Source organism: Microbulbifer sp. SAOS-129_SWC (assembly GCF_039696035.1).
GTDB lineage: Bacteria > Pseudomonadota > Gammaproteobacteria > Pseudomonadales > Cellvibrionaceae > Microbulbifer.
On record NZ_CP155567.1, the window covers coordinates 291,850 to 314,018 of the forward strand.

The 22,169-nt window shown below is 64.9% G+C and carries 15 protein-coding genes; 10 read left to right on the forward strand and 5 right to left on the reverse strand.

What is annotated here, in order from left to right; translation table 11 throughout:
- The first annotated feature begins 297 nt into the window (after window positions 1–297).
- The 4 genes from gltB (at window position 298) to ABDK11_RS01295 (ending at window position 9,102) form a co-directional block, all read left to right on the forward strand.
- On the forward strand, window positions 298–4,746 hold the full coding sequence (gene gltB, locus ABDK11_RS01280) for a glutamate synthase large subunit (RefSeq protein ID WP_346838514.1): 4,449 nt from the start codon (window positions 298–300) through the stop codon (window positions 4,744–4,746).
- A gap of 39 nt (window positions 4,747–4,785) precedes the next feature.
- The gene (locus ABDK11_RS01285; RefSeq protein WP_346838515.1) at window positions 4,786–6,213 is read left to right on the forward strand and encodes an FAD-dependent oxidoreductase; all 1,428 of its coding nucleotides are present in this window, start codon (window positions 4,786–4,788) and stop codon (window positions 6,211–6,213) included.
- A gap of 247 nt (window positions 6,214–6,460) precedes the next feature.
- Window positions 6,461–7,540 carry a uroporphyrinogen decarboxylase gene (gene hemE / locus ABDK11_RS01290; protein ID WP_346838516.1) on the forward strand — a complete coding sequence of 360 codons (1,080 nt, stop codon included), beginning with the start codon at window positions 6,461–6,463 and terminating at the stop codon, window positions 7,538–7,540.
- 191 nt (window positions 7,541–7,731) lie between these two features.
- Window positions 7,732–9,102: a DUF3391 domain-containing protein gene (locus tag ABDK11_RS01295; RefSeq protein ID WP_346838517.1), complete on the forward strand. Its 1,371-nt coding sequence runs from the start codon at window positions 7,732–7,734 to the stop codon at window positions 9,100–9,102.
- A 17-nt stretch (window positions 9,103–9,119) separates the two neighbouring features.
- On the opposite strand, the gene ABDK11_RS01300 is transcribed toward ABDK11_RS01295, so the two are convergent.
- The 4 genes from ABDK11_RS01300 to rsgA all read right to left on the reverse strand — a co-directional run bounded on the left by ABDK11_RS01300 (window position 9,120) and on the right by rsgA (window position 13,350).
- Window positions 9,120–10,337 (reverse strand): MFS transporter, encoded by a 1,218-nt coding sequence (locus ABDK11_RS01300; RefSeq protein WP_346838518.1) that lies wholly within the window; start codon window positions 10,335–10,337, stop codon window positions 9,120–9,122.
- A 72-nt stretch (window positions 10,338–10,409) separates the two neighbouring features.
- Window positions 10,410–11,273, reverse strand: a complete 864-nt coding sequence (gene asd, locus ABDK11_RS01305) for an archaetidylserine decarboxylase (RefSeq protein WP_346838519.1) — start codon at window positions 11,271–11,273, stop codon at window positions 10,410–10,412.
- Window positions 11,274–11,475: 202 nt separating this feature from the next.
- On the reverse strand, window positions 11,476–12,270 hold the full coding sequence (locus ABDK11_RS01310; protein ID WP_346838520.1) for a rhodanese-like domain-containing protein: 795 nt from the start codon (window positions 12,268–12,270) through the stop codon (window positions 11,476–11,478).
- Window positions 12,271–12,315: 45 nt separating this feature from the next.
- Window positions 12,316–13,350 (reverse strand): small ribosomal subunit biogenesis GTPase RsgA, encoded by a 1,035-nt coding sequence (gene rsgA, locus ABDK11_RS01315; RefSeq protein WP_346838521.1) that lies wholly within the window; start codon window positions 13,348–13,350, stop codon window positions 12,316–12,318.
- 87 nt (window positions 13,351–13,437) lie between these two features.
- Between rsgA and orn the strand changes: the two genes are divergently transcribed.
- Window positions 13,438–13,977, forward strand: coding sequence for an oligoribonuclease (gene orn, locus ABDK11_RS01320; RefSeq protein WP_346838522.1), 540 nt, complete (start codon window positions 13,438–13,440; stop codon window positions 13,975–13,977).
- A 322-nt stretch (window positions 13,978–14,299) separates the two neighbouring features.
- Here orn and queG read toward each other — a convergent pair whose 3' ends face one another.
- Entirely contained in the window at window positions 14,300–15,406 is a 1,107-nt protein-coding gene (queG, locus tag ABDK11_RS01325) for a tRNA epoxyqueuosine(34) reductase QueG (RefSeq protein WP_346838523.1), read from the reverse strand.
- Between the two features lie 122 nt (window positions 15,407–15,528).
- Between queG and ABDK11_RS01330 the strand changes: the two genes are divergently transcribed.
- From ABDK11_RS01330 to miaA, 5 genes are all read left to right on the forward strand, one after another.
- Window positions 15,529–17,010 carry an NAD(P)H-hydrate dehydratase gene (locus ABDK11_RS01330; protein ID WP_346838524.1) on the forward strand — a complete coding sequence of 494 codons (1,482 nt, stop codon included), beginning with the start codon at window positions 15,529–15,531 and terminating at the stop codon, window positions 17,008–17,010.
- Complete coding sequence (tsaE, locus tag ABDK11_RS01335; protein ID WP_346838525.1) at window positions 17,010–17,504, forward strand: tRNA (adenosine(37)-N6)-threonylcarbamoyltransferase complex ATPase subunit type 1 TsaE; 495 nt, start codon at window positions 17,010–17,012, stop codon at window positions 17,502–17,504. The genes ABDK11_RS01330 and tsaE overlap by 1 nt, the downstream gene beginning before the upstream one ends.
- Window positions 17,505–17,551: 47 nt before the next feature.
- The gene (locus ABDK11_RS01340; protein ID WP_346838526.1) at window positions 17,552–18,868 is read left to right on the forward strand and encodes an N-acetylmuramoyl-L-alanine amidase; all 1,317 of its coding nucleotides are present in this window, start codon (window positions 17,552–17,554) and stop codon (window positions 18,866–18,868) included.
- Between the two features lie 261 nt (window positions 18,869–19,129).
- On the forward strand, window positions 19,130–21,052 hold the full coding sequence (gene mutL, locus ABDK11_RS01345) for a DNA mismatch repair endonuclease MutL (RefSeq protein ID WP_346838527.1): 1,923 nt from the start codon (window positions 19,130–19,132) through the stop codon (window positions 21,050–21,052).
- Between the two features lie 46 nt (window positions 21,053–21,098).
- On the forward strand, window positions 21,099–22,022 hold the full coding sequence (gene miaA, locus ABDK11_RS01350) for a tRNA (adenosine(37)-N6)-dimethylallyltransferase MiaA (RefSeq protein ID WP_346840223.1): 924 nt from the start codon (window positions 21,099–21,101) through the stop codon (window positions 22,020–22,022).
- Window positions 22,023–22,169: the final 147 nt, after the last annotated feature.

The window sequence follows — 22,169 nt, forward strand, 5'->3', positions numbered from 1 at the left end:
AACTGCCTGCCTCTGAGGATTATTTGACGCTTACGAACCGATAAAGGAGATAAGTCGGTTTTGACGCCGCTTGACAGAATATAAAACTGCCAAATCTTGCAATTTCAGGGTGACGCAAGTAACATTGCGCGCCCTCTGCGGAAAAGCAGAGGCAATAACAATGCCAATAAAAAAGCCCCGCCAGCGGGCTTTTTTTGTCAGTGGGGTACGGCAATCGCGCCGCCCCACCTCCGGCAGGCTCCGCGGTGGCGATCTGGTTGCTGGCGGAAGCTTCGCAAGATAACGATGAGGAATTCTATGGGTAGCGGTCTGTATCGGTTGGATGAGTTCAAAGACAACTGCGGCTTTGGCCTCATCGCGCACCTGAAAGGCAAGGCCAGCCACAAGCTCGTGCAGACGGCGATCGAGTCGCTGACCTGCATGACCCACCGTGGCGGTATCGCCGCAGATGGCAAGACCGGCGACGGCTGTGGCCTGTTGCTGCAGAAGCCGGACGCCTTCCTACGTGCCGAAGCGAAAGACCTGTTCGACGCCGAACTGACCGATGCCTACGCGGTGGGCAGCATTATGCTGCCGCTGGATGACAGCGCCGCCCAGGTGCAACGCGATATTCTCGCCGCGGCGCTGGAAGCGCAGGGCCTGCGCGTGGTCGGCTGGCGCCCGGTGCCCACCAATCCCGAATGTCTCGGCCCCATCGCCAGAGAATCGCTGCCGCGTTTCGAGCACCTACTGATTAACGATGCCGAACAGCCGCTGGGCGAGGCCAAGTTCCGCGCGCGCCTGTTTGTCGCACGGCGCCGGGCGGAGCAGCAGCTGGGCGAGGGCGTCTATATCGCCAGCCTGTCCGACAACGTGCTGTCCTACAAAGGCCTGATGATTCCGGTGGACCTGCCCAGGTTTTTCCCGGAGCTGGCCGACCCGCGCCTGGAAACCGCGATCTGCGTATTCCACCAGCGCTTCTCCACCAACACCATGCCGCGCTGGCCACTGGCGCAGCCGTTCCGCCTGCTGGCGCACAATGGTGAGATCAATACCATTACCGGCAACCGCAACTGGTCGGTAGCGCGCACGCCCAAGTTCTCTACCGAATTGATCCCGGAGCTGGCCGAGCTGGCGCCACTGGTCAACCGCGAGGGTTCCGACTCCTCCAGTCTCGACAATATGCTGGAAATGCTGCTCGCCGGCGGTATGGAGTTGCACCGCGCCGTGCGCATGCTGGTGCCGCCGGCCTGGCAGAATGTCGAGAGCATGGACGCGGACCTGCGTGGTTTCTACGAATATATCTCCATGCATATGGAGCCCTGGGACGGTCCCGCCGGCCTGGTGATGACCGACGGCCGCTATGCGGTGTGTACCCTGGACCGCAACGGCCTGCGCCCGTCGCGCTGGGTGATCACCAATGACGACATCATCACCGTCGCGTCCGAGATCGGCACTTACGACTATGCGCCGGAAGACGTGGTGGCCAAGGGGCGCCTCGGCCCGGGCCAGATGCTGTCGGTGGACACCCGCGAGGGCAAACTGCTGCACACCGGCGATATCGACGATATGTTGAAGCGCTCGCAGCCCTACAAGCGCTGGCTGAAAGACAAGGCGCGCCGCATCCGCTCCACGCTGGTCACCGCACCGGTGGACAACAACTTCTCCTACGAGCAGTTCAAGGTTTACCAGAAACTGTTCAGCTCCTCGATGGAGGAGCGCGACCAGGTGGTGCGCCCGATGGCCGAGGCTGGCCAGGAGGCCGTGGGCTCCATGGGCGACGATACGCCGATGGCGGTGCTGTCGCGCCACAACCGCTCCCTGTACGACTATTTCCGCCAGCAGTTCGCCCAGGTCACCAACCCGCCGATCGACCCGCTGCGGGAAACCGTGGTGATGTCGCTGGAGACCTGCCTGGGACGTGAGAAATCCGTCTTCGAGGAGACTGCGGAACATGCCGACCGCGTGATCCTGTCGTCGCCGGTGCTCTCGCACATGAAGTACACGGCGCTACTCGAACTGGATCGCTCCGGGTTCGAGGCCAGGATCTTCGATCTGAATTTCGATCCGACACAGCTGGACCTGAAAGCCGCGCTGCACCAGCTGTGCGCGGATGTGGAGGCCGCCGTGCGTGCCGGTACTGTGCTGGTGGTGTTGTCCGACCGCGAGATCACCGAGGGCAAGCTGCCGATCGACGCGCTGCTGGCCACCGGTGCGGTGCACCACCACCTGGTGCACGCCGGCCTGCGCTGCGATTCCAATATCGTCGTGGATACCGCCAGTGCGCGCGATTCGCACCAGCTGGCATGTCTGGTCGGCGTTGGCGCCACCGCAGTGCACCCCTACTTCTCCTACAGCATCATCAACCACCTGATCGACACCGGCGAGTTGCCGCTGGACGCCGCCGAGGCACAGAAAAATTACCGCAACGGCATCATCAAGGGGCTGTTGAAGATCCTGTCGAAGATGGGCATCTCCACCGTCGCTTCCTACCGCGGCGCGCTGTTGTTCGAACTGGTGGGGCTCGACCGCGAAGTGGTGGACCTGTGTTTCCCCGGCGCCGCCACGCGCATCCAGGGCGCCGGCTTCGCCGACCTGCAGGCGGATTCGGCGGCGCGGGCCAAAAGCGCCTGGAAGGCGCGCAAGCCGGTGTCTCCCGGCGGCCTGCACAAGTTCGTCTACGGCCAGGAGTACCACGCCTTTAACCCGGATGTGGTCAAGACCCTGCAGCAGGCAGTGCGCACCGGCGACTACGCCGCCTGGCGCGACTATGCCGAGCTGGTCAACAAGCGCCCGGTGGCGACATTGCGCGACCTGCTGGGCCTGAAAGAGGGCCTGGAGCCGATCTCTGTCGACGACGTGGAGCCGGCGGAGAATATCCTGCGCCGCTTCGATTCCGCCGCCATGTCCCTCGGTGCCCTGTCGCCGGAAGCGCACGAGTCGCTGGCGCAGGCCATGAACCGCCTCGGCGGCCGCTCCAACAGCGGTGAGGGCGGCGAGGACCCGGCGCGCTTCGGCACCGACAAGGTATCCAAGATCAAACAGGTGGCATCCGGCCGCTTCGGCGTCACCCCGCACTACCTGGTCAACGCCGAGGTATTGCAGATCAAGGTGGCGCAGGGCGCCAAACCCGGCGAGGGTGGCCAGCTGCCCGGTGGCAAGGTCAACGACCTGATCGCGCGCCTGCGCTATTCGGTGCCCGGTGTGACCCTGATCTCGCCGCCGCCGCACCACGATATCTATTCGATCGAGGACCTGGCGCAGCTGATCTATGACCTCAAGCAGGTCAATCCGGAAGCGCTTGTATCAGTGAAGCTGGTATCGCGGCCCGGGGTCGGCACCATTGCCGCCGGTGTGGCCAAGGCCTACGCGGACCTGATCACCATCTCCGGGTACGACGGCGGCACCGCCGCGAGCCCGATCACCTCGATCCGCTACGCCGGCTCGCCGTGGGAGCTGGGCCTGGCCGAGACCCACCAGACCCTGCGCGCCAACGACCTGCGCGGCAAGGTGCGGGTGCAGACCGACGGCGGCCTGAAGAGCGGCCTGGACGTGGTCAAGGCGGCCATTCTCGGCGCCGAGAGCTTCGGCTTCGGCACGGCGCCAATGGTCGCGCTGGGTTGTAAATACCTGCGCATCTGCCATCTGAACAACTGCGCCACCGGCGTCGCCACCCAGAACAAGGACCTGCGCGACGAGCACTATATCGGCACCGTGGATATGGCGATGAACTTCTTCAAGTTCGTGGCCGAGGAAACCCGCGAATGGATGGCGCGCCTGGGTGTGCGCTCGATGGAAGAGCTGGTCGGTCGCGTCGACCTGCTGCAGGTGCTCGAGGGCGAGACCGCCAAGCACCGCAAGCTGGACCTGTCGCCGCTGCTGCACACGGACGCGCTGCTGGACAGCAAGCCGCAGACCTGCCAGATCGCCCACAACGATCCGTGGGACAAGGGCGAGCTGGCAGAGCGCATGGTGGCCGACATACTGCCGGCGATCGAAAACCTGTCCGGCGGCGAGTATCAATACAGTGTGACCAACTGCGACCGTTCCATCGGTGCACGCCTGTCCGGCGAAATTGCACGGCGCCACGGCAACCAGGGCATGGCCGACGCGCCGGTGAAGCTGCGCCTCTCCGGTGTCGCCGGCCAGTCCTTCGGGGTGTGGAACGCTGGCGGCCTGGAAATGTATCTGGAAGGCGACGCCAACGACTATGTCGGCAAGGGCATGGCCGGCGGCAAGCTGGTTATCCGGCCGCCGCGGAACAGCGCGTTCGAATCCCGGGAAACCAGTATCGTCGGCAACACCTGCCTGTACGGCGCCACCGGCGGCAAGCTGTTCGCGGCTGGCAGCGCCGGCGAGCGCTTCGCCGTGCGCAACTCCGGCGCCTTCGCGGTGGTCGAGGGGGCCGGCGATCACTGCTGTGAATATATGACCGGCGGTATGGTCGCGGTACTGGGCGATACCGGCTACAACTTCGGTGCCGGTATGACCGGTGGCTTCGCTTATGTGCTGGATCTGGAGCGCAACTTCTTTGACAAGTGCAATCACGAGTTGATCGAGCTGCGCCGTATCAGCAGCGAGACCCTGGAGCCGCACCAGAGTCACCTGCGTGAGGTGATCGAGGCATATGCCGCCGAAACCGGCAGTGCATGGGGCGCGGAATTGCTGGACAACTTCGACGATTACCTGAGCCGCTTCTGGCTGGTGAAACCCAAGGCGGCGAGCCTCGCCGGCCTGCTGTCCGATGTACGCAAGCGTGGCGAGTAGCGTTAGCGATGAAGGTTAAGAGAAGGGGGCGATGAAATTATGAAAGAACGCTTGAGCAACGACTTCCAGTTTATCGACGTGGGCCGTATGGACCCGGCGAAAAAGGACATCATCACCCGCACCAACGAGTTTGTGGAGATCTACCAGCCATACTCCCAGCGGCAGGTGGCCGGCCAGGCCCACCGCTGCCTGGATTGCGGCAACCCCTATTGCGAATGGAAGTGCCCGGTACACAACTACATTCCCAACTGGCTGAAACTGATCAGCGACGGCAATGTGATGGAGGCAGCGGAGCTTTCCCATCAGACCAACTCACTGCCGGAAGTCTGTGGCCGCGTCTGCCCGCAGGACCGCCTGTGCGAGGGTGCCTGTACGCTGAATGACGGCTTCGGCGCAGTAACCATTGGCAATGCGGAGAAGTACATCACCGACACCGCCTTTGCCCTGGGATGGAAGCCCGATCTCTCCCACGTAAAGAAAACCGACAAGCGCGTTGCCGTGATTGGCGCCGGCCCCGCCGGTCTCGGCTGCGCCGATGTACTGGTGCGCAACGGCGTGCAGCCGGTGGTGTTCGATAAGTACCCGGAAATCGGCGGCCTGATTACCTTCGGCATCCCGGAATTCAAGCTGGAAAAATCCGTGATGCAAAAGCGTCGCGAGATCTTCACCGAGATGGGAGTGGAGTTCTGCCTCAACACCGAGGTGGGTGTGGACATCAGTTTCGACGAGCTGGTGCGCGATTACGATGCCGTATTTATGGGCATGGGCACCTACAACTACATGAAAGGCGGCTTCCCCGGCGAGGACCTGCCCGGTGTCTACGACGCGCTGCCGTTTCTGGTGGGCAATGTGAACCGCAACATGGGCTGGGAAAAGCACCCGGACGAGTTTGTCTCGGTGGAAGGCAAGCGCGTGGTCGTGCTCGGCGGCGGCGACACGGCGATGGACTGCAACCGCACCTCCATTCGCCAGGGCGCCCGGCGCGTGACCTGTGCCTACCGCCGCGACGAGGAAAACATGCCGGGTTCCCGCCGCGAGGTGGCCAATGCCAAGGAAGAGGGTGTCAGGTTCCTGTTCAATCGCCAGCCGGTGGAGATCGTCGGCGGTGGCGAGAACGGCGGTGTGACCGGGGTCAAAGTGGTGACCACGGAGCTGGGCGAGGCGGACGAAAACGGCCGCCGCCGCCCGCAGGTGGTACCGGGCTCTGAAGAAGTGGTGCCGGCGGATGTGGTGCTGGTGGCCTTCGGCTTCCGCCCGAGCCCGGCGGACTGGTTCGGTGACCACGATATCAAGGTCGCCGACTGGGGCGGTGTCGTCGCGCCGGAGGAGCAGGAATACAAGTTCCAGACCAGCAACGAGAAGGTCTTTGCCGGCGGCGATATGGTACGCGGCTCCGATCTGGTAGTGACCGCCATATGGGAGGGCCGCCAGGCCGCAGAGGGTATTCTCGATTATCTGGATGTGTAATCGGGGACTGTATATCCTCCGCGGGCCTGCGACTGGCAGTTCCGTTTATTCGAACCCCGTGAGAAGGCGAGGGGCAGCGGTGGGCGCCCGGCAAAAAACCTAAACGGTAATTATTTGCCCGGCGGCCACCGTTGCATCTTGATGCGCAGAGCCGGGCACCGGGTTTCTCTCCAGTCCAGCTCCCCTGTCTCTAATTCCCCTCCCCCTGTACAATAGCCGTCTTTTTAGCCAGCGCGTTGTTGTGCCCATGACAGAATCCAAGTCCTCAGAACTGAAAAACGACCGCTTCCTGCGCGCCCTGCTGCGCCAGCCCGTAGATCGCACGCCGGTGTGGATGATGCGCCAGGCGGGGCGTTACCTGCCCGAGTACCGCGCTGCGCGGGCCAAGGCCGGTAGCTTCCTGGATCTGTGCCGCAACACGGAGTTGGCCTGTGAAGTGACGCTGCAGCCGCTCGAGCGCTACCCGCTGGACGCGGCCATTCTGTTCTCGGACATCCTCACTATTCCCGATGCGATGGGCCTGGGCCTCTATTTCGAGGAGGGCGAGGGGCCGAAATTCCGCAAGCCGGTGCGCACCGCGGCGGAGATTGAGGCGCTGCAAGTGGTCGACAGTGCGCGCGATCTGGACTATGTCATGAATGCGGTGTCCACCATCCGCCGCGCGCTGAATGGCAGTGTGCCGTTGATCGGTTTTTCCGGCAGCCCCTGGACGCTGGCGACCTATATGGTCGAGGGCGGCTCCAGCCGCGACTTTGCCCGCTGCAAGGAGATGCTCTACAGCCGGCCGGAATTGATGCACCAGCTGCTGACCGTGCTGGCGGACTCGGTAACCGACTATCTCAATGCGCAGATCCGCGCCGGTGCCCAGGCGGTGCAGATCTTCGATACCTGGGGTGGTGCACTGAGCCACACGGCCTACCGGGAGTTTTCCCTGCAGTATATGGCGCGTATCGTCAGTGGCCTGATCAAGGAGGCCGACGGCCGACCGGTGCCGGTGATTCTGTTCACCAAGGGCGGTGGCCAGTGGCTGGAGGCAATGGCAGACACCGGTGCCAGCGCCCTCGGGCTGGACTGGACGACGGATTTGCGCGCTGCGCGTGCGCGGGTCGGCGATCGCGTGGCCCTGCAGGGCAATCTGGATCCGGCGGTACTCTACGCATCACCGGAGCGCATTCGCGCCGAAGTGGCGGCGGTGCTGGAAGCCTATGGGCGCGGTAGCGGCCATATCTTCAACCTGGGGCACGGCATCACGCCCAAGGTGGATCCCGAGCACGCGCGCGCGATGATCGAGGCAGTAGTGGAGCTCTCGCCCCCTTACCACGATTAAAGCCAGTGGCCCCGGTGGTGGGCGCATAGCTCCAGATAATTCTGTGATGCAGATCACGATATTGTTGTTATTTGGCGAGTAGACTTACATGTTATAAAGGTGCGACTGCGCCCACGCCGGCCCGTCAGGCTGGCCAAGGGTCACGTGGCGCGCCAATAATCACAACAAGCAACGGCATACAACACATCACAGTGGCGATTGAACAGGCAAAAGTCTTCGTAGAAGACCTGCAGCGCGGTATGTTCGTATCCAGGCTCGACCGGCCCTGGACGCGGACACCTTTTGCGCTGCAGGGTTTCTATATTCGTGACCTGGAGGAAATCCGCCAGCTGCAGAAGTACTGCCGGTTCGTGTATGTGGATGTGGTCAAGACGGTCGGCGATGCCGGTGTGCAGCTGCGCCGGATCACCCGCGCCGCCAAAGAGCAGCCGACCTTCGGTGCCGCACCGGGCAAACGCCGTGGTCGCGAAGCCGCAGCCATTCCGTGCCGTCCGGTACAGATCTCCCACCAAGCCTACCCCGCTCCGCAGCCGGCCCAGCGTGAGGCCGCCAAGGCGCGCCAGCTCTACCAGCAGATTGCCAAGGGCATGCGCGACGTGCTGGTGCAGGTGCGCAGCGATCGGCCGCTGCCGATGCAGCAGATTAATCGGGCGGTGGAAGGGCTGGTGGACAGCGTACTGCGCAGCCCCGACGCTTTCGCCTGGCTGGCACGAGTACGGGAAAAAGACGAATACACGTTCAGTCACTCCATGCGCGCCAGTATCTGGGCGCTGCTGTTCGGTCGCCATATCGGCCTGCGCCGCCACGAGTTGATGCAGCTGGGTGTGGCAACCCTGCTGAAAGATGTCGGCAAGTTGAAACTGCCGGAGGCCGTGTTGCGCGCGGTCAAGCGGGATCCTCGTGCGGAGCTCGAGTACCGCAAGTTCGTCGGCTACAGCGTGCAAATGCTCGAAGAGGATCCGCACATAGATCCGCAGGTGATCAATATCGTGCGCTGCCACCGCGAACAGCATGACGGCAGCGGTTATCCGCGCGGCCTGCGCGGTGACAAGATCCCGGTGCTGGCGCGGATGTGCGGCATCGTGACGGTCTATGACGAGAGCACCAATCCGCGCGGAGTCAGCTATCCGGTAGCGCCGTCGCGAGCGGTGGCGCAGCTATACGATCTCCGTGGCGTTACTTTTCACGAGCAGCTGGTGGTGGAATTTATCCAGGCCATCGGCCTCTATCCCACCGGGACCCAGGTGGAAATGTCCACCGGTGAGGTGGGCGTGGTGGTCGAGCAGACCCACGAGCGACGCCTGAAGCCGCGGGTGATGGTGGTGCTGGACCGCGACAAGCAGCTGCTGCCGGAGCCGCGCCTGCTGGATCTGGCCGCCGACGACGACAGCAAGCAGAAGCTGATCGAGCGCGGCAAGCTGCCTCCGCAGAGCAAGATCACCATCCTCAAGGACATCGAGCCGGGCCGCTTCCCGCAGGTCGACGTGGCGGGGATTCGCGACAATTACCTGTTCAAAGCGCAGCGAATGCCTTCCATTCTGTCGCGACTGATCGGGCGCTGAGCGACTTCTCTTCCCCGTTACACTGCATTTCCTTCCCTGTCTGCGCGTCGCTGCGGCCGCGCCATCAGTGCCAATAGCGCACACAGCAGTACCAATCCGGCCAATGATCCCGCCAGCGCACTGACGCTGATACCACCATCCAGCAGCACCCCCGCGAGTAACGGCGACACCGCCGTCGACAGCACCATGGCCGCCTGCGACAGGGAACGAATGGCGCCGAGATGGCGGCTGCCATAGCGCTCCGGCCACAGGGCGCCCCCGGCGGTGCCGGTGCCGGCCTGGGTGATGCCGAGCAGCGCCAGGTAGGCGTAGGGCACCCATGCGCCGTGGCAGAGGGCCAGCAACAGCAGGCCGGCGACCATCGGCAGCAGCGCCAGTGGCAAGCTGCGCTGGGCGCCGAAGCGATCCACCAGGCCGCCGGCCAGAAACAGCATCAGCAGGTGGCCCGCCGCGTAGCCGCCGAAGGCGCCGGCCATCAGGGTCAGCGACCAGCCGCGGCTGTCACCGATGGCGCCCTGGTGGAACAGCACTGCGGTGACCACGAACGGAGTCATCAGCGCGGCGGGCAGCAGCAGGTAGAAACCCGGGTCGCGCAGTACCTGGGCGCGGGTGAAGTCGTCGTCACGGCCGAATGTTGTCGCGGATGCCGCGCTGCCGTGTGTTGGGGTGCGCGCCAGCAGCAGCAGGCCGGGCAGTACCACCAGGAGCAGTACTATCGCGGCGGCGACCCAGGCACTGCGCCAGCCGCTCCAGTGGATCAGCTGTGCGCCGGCGCTGGGCAGCAGCGCTTCCGCCAGCGGAAAGCCCAGCGCCGCCAGGGCGATGACTTTGCCGCGGTTATCGCTGAAGTAGCGCCCGGCGGTGGTCATGCCCAGGTGGGTCATAAAACCCTGGCCGAAAAAGCGCAGTAGGAAAAACCCCGGCAGCAACATCCAGCCGCTCTGCGCGGCGGCCAGCAGCAGGCAGGCCGCGGCCAGTAAAGTGACCGCCAGCGCGGTGATACGGCGCAGCGGCCAGCGATCCACGAGCCCGCCGCAAACCAGCAGCAACGCGGCGGAGGCCAGGGTGGCGCCGCTGTAAGTGGCGCCGTACTGGGCGTTGCTGAGCTGGAATTCGCTGCGCAGGGCGCTGCCGAAAATGGAGACAAAAAAGGTCTGCCCGAAGCCGGAGGCGGCGACGGCGAACAGGGCGTAGAACGCGAGGTTGGCGTTGGGGCGAATAAAGCTGGGTAACATGCGGCTGACTGGTTGTCGGTGGCGGGCGTAGTGGCTAACACCGGGGCGAACACAAGGTTCGCCCCGGGGCGGTTATTGCTCGGCAGTCAGAATATCGCCGAAGTGCTTGCCCATTTTGGTCGAGGATTCGGCACCGAGGGATTCCGCCCAGCGCACCTGGTCGGCCCCGAACAGCATGATCACGGTGGAGCCGAGCTTGAAGCGACCCATCTCTTCGCCTTTTTCCAGCTCGATCGGCTTGCTGTCCCGGTATTCGGTGGTGCGCACGCGGCGCTTGTGCGGCGTCACCAGGCCGGCCCAGACGGTTTCGATGCTGGCGACGATCATGGCGCCGACCAGGATCACGGCCATGGGGCCGGCGGCGGTATCGAAGATGCACACGACGCGCTCGTTGCGCGAGAACAGTCGCGGTACTGTCTCTGCGGTGACGGTATTGACCGAGAACAGCTGTCCCGGGACATACGTCATGCTGCGCAGGGTGCCGGCGATCGGCATATGTACGCGGTGGTAGTCCTTCGGCGACAGGTACACGGTGGCGAAGTGGCCGCCGGTAAACTGCGCGGCGGTCTGCGGATCACCACCGACCAGCTCCAGTAGGCTGAAGTCGTGGCCCTTGGCCTGGAAAATGCGGCCGTTGTGGATTTCTCCCAGCTGGCTGATGGCGCCGTCCGCCGGGCAGGCGATGGTGTGGTCGCCATCGACAATCGGGCGCACACCGTCTTTCAGTGCGCGGGTAAAAAAGTCGTTGAACGTGGCGTAGGCAGTGCAGTCGCTCTCCTGCGCCTCGTCCATATCCACAGCGTATTTGTCGACGAACCAGCGGGTGAACGGATCCTTGATCGACTTGATACGGGTTTCCGCCAGCCAGCCCGCGGCGCGGGACAGGGCGCGTTGCGGGGTCAGGTATTGCAGTGCGGCAAAGAGTTTTGGGTGCATAGAGTTATTTCTGGTTGTGTGAATCCGTGAGTGCGGGCCATCGGCTGACGTGCCGGGTCGGGTGGGGCGCCGCTTTCCGGGACACGCCGTGAATACATCCCTGTAGGCTCGTAATCGGCATCCATGCTTCATACGGTCCCGGAAAGCGGCACCCCACCCGACCTTTAGACTTCTGTGGAGCAGCCCGCGAAGCTCCAGTCTTTTACTGCTCCACCGGCGTATCCGGCAGATTGCCCCACTCACTCCAGGAGCCGGGATAGGCGCGGATATCGAAGCCGAGTGACTTGCCCACCAGCCAGGTAAAGCCGGAGCGGTGGTGGCTCTGGCAGTGGGTGACAATCTTGTGCCGGTCGTCGATGCCGAGTTTGGCGAGGAATTCACGCGCGTCGGTGCGGATACGCAGGTCGCGCTGCGGGTCCATCAGCTGGGTCCACTCGCAATTGATCGCACCGGGGATATGCCCGGCCTTCATCGCCGCGACCCGCTCGCCGGTGTATTCCTGCGGCGAGCGCGCATCCCAGACGAGGAAGTCCTGGTCTTCCAGATGCTGCAGGATTTCTTCGGCGTCCATGGCCGGGGCCGGATTGATGGCGATGTCGATTTCGCTCGGCACTGGCTCGACCGCGTCGGTGGACAGCGGCAGGCCGGCGGCGCGCCAGGCGTGCATGCCGCCGTTCAAGTAGCTGTAATTCCTGTGGCCGATCACTTCCAGCGTCCACAGCAGGCGCCCGGCCCAGCCGCCACCCTCGTCGTCGCAGGCGACCACATGGTGTTCCGGCTTCAGGCCGATGGCGCGAAATACCTGGGTCAGGCGTTCGACGCTGGGCAGTTTGCCCGGTGCCGGCGGTGTGCCGGCCATCAGTGCCTGGAATGGCAGGTGGATGGCGCCGGGAATATGGCCAGCGGCATAGTTCTGCGGCGTGCTCAGGTCGACGACCAGCAGCTCCTCGTGCTCGAGCTGCGCAGCCAGCGCTTCCGGTTCGATAATCAAATCCAAATCAGTTCTCCGATTCCAGGCGGTATAGCTGCCGGTAACAACGCATCAACCTTCCAGGTCGATACTGTTGCGCAGGTGCAGAAAGCTGTTCATGCGCCGCTCGCTGATATCGCCTTTGGCCAGCGCTTCCTTGATGGCACAGCCGGGCTCATTCTGGTGGCGGCAGTCGCGAAAACGGCAGTGGCCGATAAACGGTCGGAACTCGACGAAGCCCTCGAGCAGCGCTTGCTCGTCCATATGCCACAGGCCGAATTCGCGGATGCCGGGGGAGTCTATCAGATCGCCGCCGCTGGGCAGGTGAAAGAGTTCCGCGGCGGTGGTGGTGTGGGTGCCCTTCTGGGTGGCCTCCGACAGCGCACCGGTGCGGGCGCCGGCGGACGGCAGCAGCGCGTTGACCAGTGATGATTTCCCCACGCCGGACTGGCCGACGAACACGCTGGTGCCCTGCGCCAGGGTCTCAAGCAGTTGCGGCAGTCCTTCGCCGGTCTTGGTCGACAAGCGCAGCACCGGGTAGCCGAGCTCGGGATAGGGCGTCAGCAGGTCATCAAGGGCGGCGCGGTTGCGGTCGTCGATCAGGTCGGTTTTGTTGAGCAGCAGCAGCGGGTGGATACCGGTGGTTTCGGCGGCGACCAGGTAGCGGTCGATGGCGTTGGCGAACGGCTCCGGGTAGGGCGCGATAACAATGACGATACGATCGATATTGGCGGCGACGGTTTTCAAGTCGCCGTAGCGGTCCGGGCGCTGCAGTTCCGAGTGGCGCTCGAGACGCGCGCCGACCACGCCGGTGCCGCCACTGCCCTCGCCGGTGGCGGGGCTCCAGGCGACACGGTCACCGGTGACCAGGGTGTCGATATTGGCGCGCAGGTGGCAGCGCTGGCGCAGTGCCGGGTCTCGATCGCTCTCCACCAGTACCTGGGTGCCGTAGTTAGCGATCACCAGCCCGGTCTGCTCCGGCCCGAGATCGCCTTGCTCCAGCGATTCCTCGGCGCCGTGCGCGCGTTTGCGGGCGCGGGCTTCGCGCTCCTGCTGGATCTTGTCGACACGCCATTGCTGGCGGCGGTTTAGTTTGCGTTTGGCCATTCGGGGACTCACGGGCAATTCGCGGCGGATTATAGCCATTGCCGGGTAGTTGCGGTAACTTGCCTCGAAACCTTAAGGAGACCAGCCGTGGATCAGAACAACCTGATCTGGATCGATCTGGAGATGACCGGTCTCGATCCGGACAAAGAACGCATCATCGAGATCGCGACCATCGTTACCGACTCGAAGCTCAATATCCTCGCCGAGGGGCCCAATCTGGTGGTGCACCAGAGCGATACACTATTGAACGCGATGGACGACTGGAATACCGAGCAGCACGGTGGCTCGGGGCTGGTCAAGCGGGTGCGCGAGTCGACCATCACCGAGCGGGAGGCCGAGCGCGAGACCATCGAGTTCCTGCAGCAGTGGGTGCCCGAGGGCGCCTCGCCGATCTGCGGCAACTCCATCGGCCAGGATCGCCGCTTCCTGGTGCGCTATATGCCCAGGCTGGAGGCCTACTTCCACTACCGCAACCTGGATGTCAGCTCGGTCAAGGAGCTGGCGCGGCGCTGGCGGCCGGATGTGCTGGAAGGAGTGAAGAAGCACAGCAGCCACCTGGCGCTGGACGATATTCGTGATTCGATCAACGAGCTGAAGCACTATCGCGAGCACTTTTTCCGCTTGTAGCTGGGGGTGCGGTGTTCGCGCTTCGTAAGTGGGGAGGCGCAGCGGCGGTCGCCCGGCAAAAAACCTGATCGGTAAATATTTGCCGGGCGACCGCCACTGCGCCTTTATTGGTCGGAGCATGCTTGAGTGCTCTGATTTGGGGGGCGAAAGGAATACAGAAATTAAATGCCAAGGGGCTGCTTCTGGGGCCTATCTGCGGGACCTTATGAGACAGGGATGTCGATTAGAGCCTACAGGGATGTAAATACGGCGTGTCCCGCAGATAGGCCCCAGAAGCAGGGCCGCCCGAGAGTCACCTTAGGGGGCGGCTCTCAGGCCAGGGCTAAATTTCCGACCGCTTGATCTTGCGCTTGCGCCGCCGCCCACTCTTCAACCTTTCCAGCGCCCACTCGATATGCTCCGCCACCAGCGGCGTCGCCTGCGGCAGCGCATTCTCCAGCGCTGCGACAATCGCCGGCTCCGGCTCGGCATTGCCCAGTGCCACCGCCAGATTCCGTTGCCAGCGCTCGTAGCCGATCCGCCGGATCGCCGAGCCCTCGGTCTTGTTTAAGAACTCTGCCTCGCTCCAGCCGAACAGCGTCAGCAGTTCGCCATCGTCCAGTCCGTGGCGCGGGTGGAAATCCGGTTCCGCGGTGGGGGTGGCGAACTTGTTCCACGGGCAGATGATCTGGCAGTCGTCGCAGCCAAACACGCGGTTGCCCATGGGTTCGCGAAATTCTTCCGGTATCGGACCCTTGTTCTCGATCGTCAGGTAGGAGATGCAGCGGCGCGCGTCCAGCCGGTAGGGGCCGACAAAGGCATCGGTGGGGCAGACCTTCAGGCAGGCACTGCAGTCGCCGCACTGGTTGGCCTGTTCGGATTTATCCACAGGCAGTGCCAGGTTGGTGTAGATCTCGCCAAGGAAGAACCAGGAGCCGGCGTGGGAGTTGATTACCATGCAGTTCTTACCGATCCAGCCGAGGCCGGCCTTTTCCGCGAGGGCGCGCTCCATCACCGGCGCGCTGTCGGTAAAGGCGCGGCCGCTGGCGGCGATACCGCGCTCATCGCACCAGGCGTCGATCTGCCTGGCCAGCTGCGCGAGGCGCTTGCGGATCAGCTTGTGGTAATCGCGCCCGTTGGCGTAGCGGGACACATAGGCCTTGCCGGCATCCTTGAGCACGCGCACAGGTTGCGTGTCCGGGGGCAGGTAGTCGAGGCGCACGCTGATTGCGCGCAGCGTGCCGGGCTCCAGCAGTTCCGGGTGCCAGCGTTTTTCGCCATGGGCGCCCATCCACTCCATGTCGCCGTGATAGCCCGCGGCCAGCCATGCGCGCAGGCGCTCGCCGTGCTCTTGCAGCTGGCAGTCGCTGATACCGATCTGTTGGAAGCCCAGCTCGCGGCCCCAGGTTTTGATCAGGTCGGCCAGCTCGGCGAGTCTTGTGTCGTTCATGGTCGCTTCGCGTTGCGGGCGGGGAACAAATTGGGCGCCCGGAAAGGTATACTTTCCAGTCATCGGCGCGGCGAGCGCGCATTTTGCCACAGATTAAAAATTGACCATACCGCGGGAGTCGCATGGACACGCCTCAACCCCTCTACAGTGCCGCCACCGTCCGTGAACTGGATCGGCGCGCCATCGCCGCCCTGAAGATTCCGTCGCTGGCGCTGATGAAGCGCGCCGGGCGCGCCGCCTTCGCCCAGCTGCAGCAGCGCTGGCCGGAGGTGCGCCGCATCCAGGTGTTCTGCGGCGGTGGCAACAACGGCGGCGACGGCTATGTGATCGCCGCGCTGGCGGCGCAGAAGCAGATCCCGGTCACTGTCTACGCCTGTGTCGATCCCGGCAAGCTGCAGGGGGACGCCCGCGAGGCGCACGACTACGCGCACCGCGAGGGGGTGCATATCGTCACTTCGCTGACCGAGCTGGATGACGCCGACGGCGATACCGTGGCGGTGGATGCACTGCTCGGTACCGGTTTTGCCGGCGAACTGCGCGAGCCGGTGGCGCACGCGGTGGAGCGCATCAACGCCTGTCCCGGGCCGGTGCTGGCGGTGGATCTGCCGTCCGGCCTGCACGCCGATAGCGGCGCCGCCGCGCACGCGGTGCAGGCGGACGTCACCGTGACGTTTATCGGCCGCAAGCTGGGTCTCCACTGTGGTCGCGGCCCGGCGCTGTGCGGCGAGGTGGTGTTCGACACGCTGGGGGCGCCGGAACAGATCTATGCGGATGCAGAAGTGCTGGCGCAACGTTTCGACGGCGCCAGTATCGCGCGCCTGCCCAAGCGCGCCGCCGACAGTTACAAGAACCAGTTCGGTCATGTGCTGATCGTCGGTGGCGACAGCGGTACCGGCGGTGCGGCGCTGATGGCGGCGCAGGCAGCCGCGCGCAGCGGCGCCGGGCTGATCTCGCTGGCCACGCGCCCCGAACACCTGGTGGCGGCGCTGACCCGCTGCCCCGAAGTGATGGCGCACCCGGTGATATCCGGGCAGGAACTGGAGCCATTGCTGGACGGCCCCACGGTGATCGCCGCTGGCCCCGGTCTCGGCCGCGCGCCCTGGGGCGAGCAGCTGCTGGCCCGCGCCGGCCGCGCGGCAGTGCCACTGGTGCTGGACGCGGATGCGCTGAATATTCTCGCTGGCGGCCGCGTGCTGGCCGGACTCCAGCGCGATGACTGGGTGCTGACGCCCCATGTGGGGGAAGCGGCGCGACTGCTCGGCTGCGATAGCGCCGAGGTGCTGGCCGATCCGCGTGCGGCGGCGATCGCAGTTCAGCAGAAATTCAGCGGCGTGGTGATATTAAAAGGGGCCGGCACCGTGATCGCCCACGACGGCGGTGTCGACCTGATCAACAGCGGCAACCCGGGCATGGCGTCCGGCGGCATGGGCGACCTGCTCACCGGTATTATCGCGGCGCTGCTCGGCCAGCACCTGAGCCCGCTGCGCGCGGCGCGGCTGGCGGTGTGGCTGCACGGCGAGGCGGGCAACCGCGCCGCCGAAGACGGCCAGCGCGGTCTGCTGGCCACCGATCTGCTGCCGTGTGTGCGGAGATTGGTCGATTAATGGCAACTGAGTGGAAAACCGAGCTGGCCGATGAGGCAGCCACCGTGGCCGCCGGCACCGCGCTCGGCCGTGCCTGTACCGAGCAGGGCATGGCCGCTGGTCTGACCCTGTACCTGTACGGCCAGCTGGGCGCCGGCAAAACGACTTTGTGCCGCGGTGTGCTGCGCGCCTTCGGTCACACCGGTGCGGTCAAGAGCCCCACTTATACGCTGGTGGAGCCCTATGACTTTGGCGCCCAGCGGGTGTTCCACTTCGACCTGTACCGCCTCGGCGACGCCGAGGAACTGGAGTTTATGGGGGTGCGCGACTACTTCGCCCCCGGCTGCCTGAGCCTGGTGGAGTGGCCGCAGCGCGGCGCCGGTGTGCTGCCCGAGGCGGACCTGGAAGTGGAACTGGATGTGCCGGACAGCGGTCGATTGCTGGTCGCTACCGCGCATTCGGCGGCCGGCGAGGCGGTGCTTGAATTTGCGCAAAAACTGCTAAAAAGAAATTGATTCCGGCGCAGGGAAGCGTCACAGAATAACCCGAGCGGACTGAAAGCATGAGACCTGTGTGGCAGCGCCTGCTGGCCCTCGCGGCCCTGACGATTGTTAACCTGCCCGCCCTCGCGGCGGAAGTCGAGGGTGTGCGCCTGTGGCGCGCGCCGGACCACACGCGCCTGGTGTTCGACCTGAGCGGCCCGGCCGAACACAAGCTGTTCACCCTGAGCGGCCCGGACCGGGTGGTGATCGACGTGGAGGACACGCACCTCGCGGCGACACTGGACAACCTGCCGCTCGACGGCACCCCGATCGAGCGTGTGCGCCACGGGCGCCACCACAAGAAAGACCTGCGCGTGGTGCTGGACCTGAAACAGGCGATCAAGCCGCGCAGTTTTGCCCTGCGCCGCCACGGCGACCTGCCGGATCGCCTGGTGCTCGACCTCTACGACAAGGCCGAGAGCGAGGAGAAAACCCTGCAGCAGGTCAGCCGCGAGCGGGATATCGTCATCGCCGTCGACGCCGGTCACGGCGGTGAGGATCCCGGCGCTTCCGGCCCCGGTGGGGTGCGCGAGAAAGATGTGGTGCTGGCGATCGCCCGCCGGGTGCAGAAGGATATCGACCACCGGCGCGGCTTTACCGCCAAGCTGGTGCGCAGCGGCGACTACTATATCCCGCTGCGCGGGCGGGTGAAGAAGGGGCGTGAGATGCGCGCCGACCTGTTCGTGTCCATTCACGCCGATGCCTTCCGCCGCAAGGATGCCCGCGGTGCCGGGGTCTATGCGGTATCGTCCCGCGGTGCCACCAGTGAAACGGCGCGCTTTCTGGCCCAGCGTGAAAACGAATCCGACCTGATCGGCGGTGCCGGCAGCCTGAGCCTCGACGACAAGGACGATACCCTGGCCGGCGTGCTGCTGGACCTGTCGATGACCGCGACCATGAATGCCAGTCTCGATGTGGCAGCCAGCGTGCTGTCGCAACTGCGCACCGTTACTCACCTGCACAAGAATCGCGTGGAGCAGGCCAATTTCTCCGTGCTGCGCTCGCCCGACGTACCCTCGATCCTGGTGGAGACCGGCTTTATCACCAACCCCTATGAGGCGCGCCGGCTGCGCGACCCGTCGTTCCAGCGCAAGCTGGCACAAAAACTCAGCGAAGGTATAGTGGCGCACTTCAACAAGCGCCCGCCGGCGGGCACCTGGCTGGCCGCCAACCGCAGCGCCGCGGAGCGCCGCCACATCATCGCCCGCGGCGATACCCTGTCCGGCATCGCCGCGCGATACAATGTATCGGTGGCCGCGCTGAAGCAGCTCAACGGGATGACGTCCTCGGCCATCCGGGTGGGGCAGACGCTGACGATCCCGTCTCCTTCGGGGTAAAACTGCGCGTAGAGCGAGCACCGCTCGCTGCGCAGTTTTACGACCGGCCAGGGATGGCCGGGCTGGCGTTCGCTCCAGGGACGGCTGCTCGCTATTAAGCTGGTGCGCCGGGCGGGATAGTCCTGTCCGGGACACGCTGTGAATACATCCATGTACGCTCGTAATCGGCATCCGTGCCTCATACGGTCCCGGACAGGACTACCCCGCCCGGCTCAGTGGTATGCCGCAGCTACAGAACTCCGAATCTGAATTTGTAAATTTATGTCCGACAGAATCCAGCAACTATCCCCCCGTCTCGCCAACCAGATCGCCGCCGGTGAGGTGGTCGAGCGCCCGGCCTCGGTGATCAAGGAGCTGCTGGAGAACAGCCTCGATGCCGGCGCCTCACGCCTGGAGGTGGAGATCGAAAATGGCGGTATCAAGCGCATCAAGGTGCGCGATAACGGCAAGGGCATCGACAAAGACGACCTGCCGATGGCGCTGGCCCGCCACGCCACCTCCAAGATTCATGTACTGGAGGACCTGGAAGCGGTGGCTACGCTCGGGTTCCGCGGCGAGGCACTGGCCAGTATTTCCTCGGTGGCGCGCCTGGAGCTGACCAGCAGCCGCGACGACACTGGCAAGGGCTGGCAGGTCAGTGCCGAAGGCCGCGACATGCAGGCGCAGCTGGCGCCGGCGGCGCACCCGCGCGGCACCAGCGTCGATGTGCGCGATCTGTTCTTCAATACCCCGGCGCGACGCAAGTTCCTGCGTACCGAGAAAACCGAATTCAACCGCGTCGACGACACCATCAAGCGCCTGGCGCTGTCGCGCTTCGACGTATCCATCAGCCTGCGCCACAACGGCAAAGGCGTGCACAACCTGCGTGCCGGCAGTGGCCGCGTGGAGATGGAGCGCCGCGTGGCCCAGGTGTGCGGCCCGGCCTTTATGCAGAATGCGCTGCATATCGACGTCGAGCGCAGCGGCCTGCGCCTGTGGGGCTGGGTCGCGGAGCCGGCGTTTTCGCGCTCGCAGGCAGACCTGCAGTTCTTCTACGTCAACGGCCGCGCGATCCGCGACAAGGTCGTCAGTCACGCGGTGCGTCGCGCCTTCGCCGACGTGCTCTACCACGGTCGCCACCCGGCCTTTGTGCTCTACCTGGAGCTGGATCCGGCCTCGGTGGACGTCAATGTGCATCCCACCAAACACGAGGTGCGCTTCCGCGACGGCCGCCTGGTGCACGACTTCCTGTTTGGCAGCCTGCACCGCGCGCTGGCGGCGGTGCGCCCGGGCGATCGGGACGCGCAAGCCGAGGGCGAAGCGCAGGGTGGGGCCGTATTGCAGTCCCAGTCCGCCGCGCCGGCGGGCATCGCCGCAGGGGAGTTCGCCGGGCAGCAGCGGATGCCACTGTCGTCGCGGCCGTCGCCCGGGGAATTGCAGCAGCAGATGCAGGGTTACGGCGCGCTGCACCAGCCCTATGCGGGCGGTGTTGCCGAGGCCGCACCCGGGGGCGCGGATGCCGCTGCGCAGCCCGGGGTGGACTGGAGTCCGCAGCGGATGGGCACCAATGGCCCGGGGCTTCCCGGGGCGGCACTGCCGGCGGCCATCGATGGCGAAGAGGCGCCGCCGCTGGGCTATGCGCTGGCGCAACTGCACGGCATTTATATTCTGGCGCAGAACGCACAGGGGCTGATCGTGGTGGATATGCACGCGGCCCACGAGCGCATCGTCTACGAGCGCATGAAAACCGCCCACGCCGCCGGCGGTATTCAGGCGCAGCCATTGTTGGTTCCGGTAAGCCTGGCGGTAAGCCAGCGCGAGGCCGACTGTTTCGAGGAGCGCAGTGAGGTGTTCACGGCGCTGGGCTTTGCCCTGCAGCGCGCCGGTCCGGAAACGCTGCTGGTGCGCCAGGTGCCGAGCATGCTGCACGGCGCTGAAGTGGAGCAGCTGGTGCGCGACGTGCTCTCGGATCTGCTCGGGCAGGGCGGCAGCGATCGCATCGGCGAGCGCATTAACGAGATTCTGTCCACGATGGCCTGCCACGGCTCGGTGCGTGCCAACCGCAAACTGACGGTGCCGGAAATGAATGCACTGTTGCGGGATATGGAGGCCACCGAACGCAGTGGCCAGTGCAACCACGGCCGCCCCACTTGGACCCAGGTGAAGCTCGCCGATATGGACAAGTGGTTCCTGCGTGGGCAGTGACGTGAACTCGCACGATTCAGCGGGGAAACCCCGCGCGATCTTCCTGATGGGGCCGACGGCGTCCGGCAAGACCGACCTGGCCATGGCAATTGCCGGGCACCTGCCGGTGGAGCTGATCAGCGTGGACTCCGCCCAGGTCTATCGCGGGCTGGATATCGGCGCGGCCAAGCCTTCCGCGGAAGAATTGGCCCGCTGCCCCCACCGGCTGATCGATATCTGCGATCCGGCCGAGGTCTATTCCGCCGGGCGCTTCCGTGAGGACGCGCTGGCGGCGATGGCCGAGATCACTGCGGCCGGCAAGATACCGCTGCTGGTGGGCGGTACCATGCTCTACTTCCGCGCGCTGGCCGACGGTATGGCGCAATTGCCGGAGGCGGATCCGGCGATCCGCGCCGAGATCGAAGCGCGCGCTGCGCGCGACGGCTGGCCGGCTCTACACGCCGAGCTGATGCAGGTGGATCCGGACTTGGCCGTACAATTGCACCCCAATCACTCGGTGCGCATCGAGCGCGGGCTGGAAGTCTACCGGCTCACCGGCAAGCCGCTGTCACAGCTGCGTCGCCAGCAGGCGCGAGCGTCGGCGCTGGAGCATTACGATGTGCGCCAGCTGGCGCTGCTGCCGCGGGAGCGGGCGCTGCTGCACGAGCGGATCGCGCGGCGCTTCCACCTGATGCTCGAGCGGGGCTTTGTCGATGAGGTGCGCGCACTGCGCGCGCGTGGCGATTTGCACGCCGACCTGCCGGCGATCCGCGCGGTGGGCTACCGCCAGGTGTGGCAGTACCTGGAAGGCGAGCTGAGCTACGACGCCATGGTCGAGGCGGGCATCGCCGCCACCCGGCAGCTGGCAAAGCGCCAGCTCACGTGGCTGCGGCGCTGGCCCGAGCTGACGCGGATTTACTCACAGGGCGCTGACGGCAAAGTCCGCAAAAATGACGAAATATTGACGGAAGCCTTGAAATTTCTGGTCTGAGCATCCATAACAGGATTGGGCAGGTGCACGACCGGCCCGCTCAGTCAGTTTGTTACCCAGAGTCGGGCCTTTTTCGGCTCTGTTTTACGCGTATTCAACCTCGATCGTTTCTTGGTCCGCGGATTTCGCGGGCGCGATTGCGGCCTG

Coding starts and splice junctions, on each gene's coding strand:
- gltB (WP_346838514.1), top strand. CDS start 298: ATGGGTAGCGGTCTGTATCGGTTGGATGAGTTCAAAGACAACTGCGGC.
- ABDK11_RS01285 (WP_346838515.1), top strand. CDS start 4,786: ATGAAAGAACGCTTGAGCAACGACTTCCAGTTTATCGACGTGGGCCGT.
- hemE (WP_346838516.1), top strand. CDS start 6,461: ATGACAGAATCCAAGTCCTCAGAACTGAAAAACGACCGCTTCCTGCGC.
- ABDK11_RS01300 (WP_346838518.1), bottom strand. CDS start 10,337: ATGTTACCCAGCTTTATTCGCCCCAACGCCAACCTCGCGTTCTACGCC.
- asd (WP_346838519.1), bottom strand. CDS start 11,273: ATGCACCCAAAACTCTTTGCCGCACTGCAATACCTGACCCCGCAACGC.
- rsgA (WP_346838521.1), bottom strand. CDS start 13,350: ATGGCCAAACGCAAACTAAACCGCCGCCAGCAATGGCGTGTCGACAAG.
- queG (WP_346838523.1), bottom strand. CDS start 15,406: ATGAACGACACAAGACTCGCCGAGCTGGCCGACCTGATCAAAACCTGG.
- ABDK11_RS01330 (WP_346838524.1), top strand. CDS start 15,529: ATGGACACGCCTCAACCCCTCTACAGTGCCGCCACCGTCCGTGAACTG.
- tsaE (WP_346838525.1), top strand. CDS start 17,010: ATGGCAACTGAGTGGAAAACCGAGCTGGCCGATGAGGCAGCCACCGTG.
- ABDK11_RS01340 (WP_346838526.1), top strand. CDS start 17,552: ATGAGACCTGTGTGGCAGCGCCTGCTGGCCCTCGCGGCCCTGACGATT.
- mutL (WP_346838527.1), top strand. CDS start 19,130: ATGTCCGACAGAATCCAGCAACTATCCCCCCGTCTCGCCAACCAGATC.
- miaA (WP_346840223.1), top strand. CDS start 21,099: ATGGGGCCGACGGCGTCCGGCAAGACCGACCTGGCCATGGCAATTGCC.